Genomic DNA, 4419 nt, shown 5'->3' on the forward strand with positions numbered 1-4419 from the left:
CTAGGAGCCTGTCGGAGTAATGGGTTTGACGACACTGCGACGAAGAATGCGATCGCGCACTTGGCTCAGGATCAACGATCTCGATCCGACCAATACGTTTCGTACCCCCAAAATCGACGTCGGAGCATTTCTCCGACAGGCTCCTAGCCCGAACCATTCACGAGACAACGCCACCCTGGTCTACTCAGCCCTCGCCTCAGGGCTGCGCCCCTCAGCTCGAACTGCGGCCCTCTCCCTCTCTGAGGGAGAGGGATTCATTTTGATCCCTCGCCCCCGGAGGGGGAGAGGGCAGGGTGAGGGGGAGGCCAGAATGGGGTATGCGCGCTCGCCAATAGCCCAGGCTAGCGTGCTCAACCCCCGCTAGGGCGACGCGAGGACTCTGCGGAGCCAGCGACCGATGTCCGCGATCTCTTCCGCGCAGACCGTGTGCGGCATCGGGTATTCCTTCCACTCCACCGCGTAGCCGAGCGCTCGTAGCGCGTCGCGGGACTGTGAAGCCCTGGCCAGCGGGATGAGCGGATCGTGGAGGCCGTGGCACATCAGGATGGGGACGGTGCGGTTCGCGGGGCTCGCCTCGGCGGCCAGCCTGTCGGCGAGAGGCAGATAGGTCGAGAGGGCGAGAAGGCCGGCGAGTCGCTCGGGGTAGCGGAGCCCGGTTTGAAGCGCGACGGCGCCGCCCTGAGAGAACCCGGCCAGGACGATGGAGGCGGCGCCGATGCCGCTGGCTTTCTCCCGCGCCACCAGGGCCTCGACGCATGACTGGGAGGCCCGGATGCCGGCCTCGTCCTCGCGCCCATCGCCGGTGACGTCGTACCAGGCCCGCATCACAGCAAAGCCATTGATGGTGACCGGCATGAGGGGCGCGTGTGGAAAGACGAACCGAACGGGTAGGGAGCCCAGAAGTCCGAGCTCGGGCACGATGGGCTCGAAGTCATGTCCGTCGGCTCCCAGCCCATGCAGCCAGATGATGGAGGCACGCGGCGAGGGGCCGGACTCGATCTCGACGGTTTCGAGCAGCTCGCTCATGCCGCCGTCCAGCCGCGAGTGAGCGCGGCCACACGCGCCATCAAGTCATCCTGGTCGAGCGTGGCGAGCCTCTTGTCCTGCACGATCCGGCGGCCGTGGACCCAGACGTCGGTCACGGCCTGGGGCGACATGGCGTAGACGACGCTCTTGAGAAGATTCCCGGGTGGATGCAGCGACGGGTGCGTCAGGTCCACGGCGACCAAATCGGCGAGCATTCCCGGCTCGATGTCTCCGACCTCGAGGTCGAGGAGCCGGCCGCCGTCGAGCGTGCCCATCTGAAACGCGAGCTCGGCGGGAAGCCGCGTGCCGTCGAGGTGCCGCACCTTCTGAAGCAACGCCGCCATGCGCATCTCTTCGAAGACGGAAAGGCGGTTGTTCGTGCAGCCGCCATCCGTGCCGAGGCCGATCAGGACGCTGGCCGCCGCGAGCTCGGTGATCCGGGTGATGCCGTCGCCCAGGATCATGTTCGACGACGGGCAGTAGGCGAGGGCGGCCCCGCGCTCGCCCATGAGGCGGACCTCCTCGTCGTCGAGCCACACGCAGTGGACGCCGATCATCCGCTCGCCGAGCACCCCGAGCTTGTCCAGATAGCGGATGGGCGTGGCCCCGTGTTCCTTCAGGGTTCGTGCTCCCTCGTACTGCGCTTCGGCCACGTGGATGTGGAAGGGCGTGTCGGTCGATTGAGCAACCTCGAAGCCGGCGCGGATCATGGCGGAGGAAGCTCCGTGAGGACTGTGGGGCGCCGGCAGCACGCGGATGAGCGGATCGCGACCATACTTCGCGATCAGATCGGCGGTGCGCCTGGCCGCGTCGGCCGGCTTCTCGCGGTAGCGCGGGGGAGCCCCCTCCCAGTCGTACATGGCGCGAGCGAGGACCAGCCGGATGCCGATATCGCGCGCCGCCTGGATCACGGCCTCGGCATTGTCATTGCCCTCGTCCTGGAGATAGAAGAAGTCCACGCACGTGGTGACTCCGTGGAGCAGCATCTCGGCGAAGGCGAAGGCCGCGCTCAGATAGATGCCGTTGCGATCGAGACGCGCCGAGTAGGGATAGAGCACACGATCGCGCCACGCCATGAAATCCAGGTCGTCACCGAGCCCGCGGAGCAGCGACTGGAAGGCATGGCAGTGGGCGTTGACGGTGCCGGGAAGGAGCGCCTTGCCCGAGAGCCGGACCGCGTCTGCCTCGCCCGGGAAGGGCGCCACGGCGGTGATGCGACCGTCCGCGACGTCCACGGCGAGCCCGGACTGGGAGCGACCGTCGGAGTAGACGAGATCCGGCACGAGACGCATCAGGGCGGCGATTCTAGCGTGGCTAGAACTCCCAGACCAGCCCTGCGTGGATGCGGTAGTCGAATTGGCGGCGATCCGAGACCGGTAGCTGGACGCCCAGGCGGAAGGTCGCGCCCGGCAGGGGACGGACGTTGAAGCCCGGGGTCAGGTAGAGCTGCGTCCGGCCGCGGAGCTTGACGGTGTCTTCGTCCTCCTGTCCCTGAATCTTGCTCACCGTGTTGAGCTCGAGAAAGGGCGTGAACCAGCGCGAGACGGGCCAGCCCACGGCCAGATCGGCCGTGAGCTGCTGCTCGCGGGGCCCGCGGACATTGTTGAGGTTCCACTCGTAGGCGACGGCGGCGATCACGTCGAAGGGCCCCAGGGCGATACCGCCGGTCACGAAGGGCTCGATGGAGAACTCTCCTCCCAGCCCCCGGCGCTCCGAACCGCTCGGCAGACGCAGCTCGAATCCGCCGGACAAGAGCACGAGGTGCTGGACCGACTTCCACAGGAGGAACTTGTTCTGAAGCTCGAGATCGCCCGGACCCGCCGCCGAGGCAGCATCGTTCGGATGCTGATACACGAAGGGCATCTCGACTTCGATCTGCCACCACGGCGTGATCGGCCACTCGAGAGCGCCCGAGACCTGACTCGCGCGGCCCTCGCGGGACTTGGAGTGCTGGAAACCGAGTTCGAGCTCGCGCTCGATGACGGGTCGGCGCGTGACGACGGGATAGAAGAACCTGATCTCTGGCTCCTCGTCGGCGCTCGCCGACATCGGGCAGAGCAAGAGGGCGGCGAGCAGGGCGCACGCATAGCGCATGGAAGCTCCTTCGGGCCGGAGCAGGCTCCGGCGGCTATGGCTGGCTGGCGCCGAAGGAGAAGGAGCGCGGGCTGGCTGGGCCGGTCTACTTCGTCAGGATCAGCTTGTCCGCCTTGGTGATGAACAGCCTGTACTCCTGGCCGTGGTGGACGACCACGATCTCCCGTTCCCCGCGGAAGAGCTCGGAGCTGGAGACGCGCACGACGGGCGGCGGCCCGAGGCCCGCAGGGCGGAGGGGCCGTGTGTCCTCGGCGCTCATGGCTGGGTCGGATCCGCGAGGGGGACGGCGGCCGGGGTCCGGCGGCCGAAGAGCACGATGCCCATCACGAGGAGGTACGCGACGTAGACGCAGATCTCGGGGAAGGTCGGCTGCGAACGATACCCGATGAGGCCGGAGAGGAAGCCGCCGGCCACGCTCTTGTCGCTCAGCAGCCAGGAGGTGTTCCAGATCGGCTCGGACATCGGCAACAGGCCCAGGCCCTGCAGGCGGGCGACCCCGGTCGCGAAGAGACCGGCGGCGAGCAGCATGATGAAGGCCGTGGTGATGTTGAAGAAGCGAGACAGACTCATGTGACGGCCGCCGTGAAAGATGCCCCAGCCGATGGCGGCGGCGGCGCCCACGCCGGCCACCCCACCGACCACGCTGGTCCACCCCGCCGCGCCCTCGGCCTGGGCCATGATGCCCCAGAGGAAGAGGACGGTTTCCGCGCCCTCGCGGAAGACGCCGGTGAAGGCGATGAGTCCCACGACCCACAACCGATTGCCCGCCCGCGCCTCGTCAATGCGATGCTGCACCTGCCCCTTGATGAGCCGGGCGTGCTGCTGCATCCACCACGCGTGCCACGTCAGCAATCCCACCGCCGCGAAGATGACTACCAGGGTGATGATGTCGGGGCCCAGATCGAGCAGGGGACCGGACAGGAAAGTCACGGCCAAGCCCATGGCCACGCTCAGGAGCAGCCCCACCGCCCCGCCCCACGTCACGTACCGGTAGCCGTCGCGGGCCCCGACCTTCTGGAGATAGCCGTAGACGATGCCGAGGATGAGGGAGGCCTCGAAGGCCTCGCGGAGGGTGACGACGAAGGCAGCGCCCATGCTGTCCCTGGCGATCTACTCGGCGACGATGGTGGCCTTGGCCGTCTCGGAGTGATACTCGCCCACGAACGGATACTTGCCCGGCTTGAGCGCCGGCATCTTGAGGCGCACGGTCTTGCCCGCGGGAATGACCTTCTCGATCCGCGGCTGCTGCATGTCGAACTCTTCCGGACCCTTGTCCTTGTTGGTGATGACGAGGACGAA

Annotated in this window: 6 protein-coding genes; all 6 read right to left on the reverse strand. The window is 67.4% G+C overall.

Going from position 1 to position 4419, the window contains the following annotated elements; translation table 11 throughout:
• Window positions 1-360: 360 nt before the first annotated feature.
• Complete coding sequence (locus VGT00_15890; protein ID HEV8532903.1) at window positions 361-1026, reverse strand: carboxylesterase; 666 nt, start codon at window positions 1024-1026, stop codon at window positions 361-363.
• Window positions 1023-2318: an amidohydrolase gene (locus VGT00_15895; GenBank protein HEV8532904.1), complete on the reverse strand. Its 1296-nt coding sequence runs from the start codon at window positions 2316-2318 to the stop codon at window positions 1023-1025. The genes VGT00_15890 and VGT00_15895 overlap by 4 nt, the downstream gene beginning before the upstream one ends.
• Before the next feature lie 22 nt (window positions 2319-2340).
• Window positions 2341-3120, reverse strand: a complete 780-nt coding sequence (locus VGT00_15900) for a transporter (GenBank protein ID HEV8532905.1) — start codon at window positions 3118-3120, stop codon at window positions 2341-2343.
• An 85-nt stretch (window positions 3121-3205) separates the two neighbouring features.
• A complete protein-coding gene (locus VGT00_15905) occupies window positions 3206-3379 on the reverse strand; it encodes a hemin uptake protein HemP (GenBank protein HEV8532906.1) in 174 nt (57 codons plus the stop codon).
• The gene (locus VGT00_15910) at window positions 3376-4215 is read right to left on the reverse strand and encodes an FTR1 family protein (protein ID HEV8532907.1); all 840 of its coding nucleotides are present in this window, start codon (window positions 4213-4215) and stop codon (window positions 3376-3378) included. The genes VGT00_15905 and VGT00_15910 overlap by 4 nt, the downstream gene beginning before the upstream one ends.
• 15 nt (window positions 4216-4230) lie before the next feature.
• The coding region (locus VGT00_15915; GenBank protein HEV8532908.1) for a cupredoxin domain-containing protein at window positions 4231-4419 on the reverse strand (189 nt) is incomplete at its 5' end.

It is taken from the genome of Candidatus Methylomirabilota bacterium (genome assembly GCA_036002485.1).
Classification (GTDB): Bacteria; Methylomirabilota; Methylomirabilia; order Rokubacteriales; family CSP1-6; genus AR37.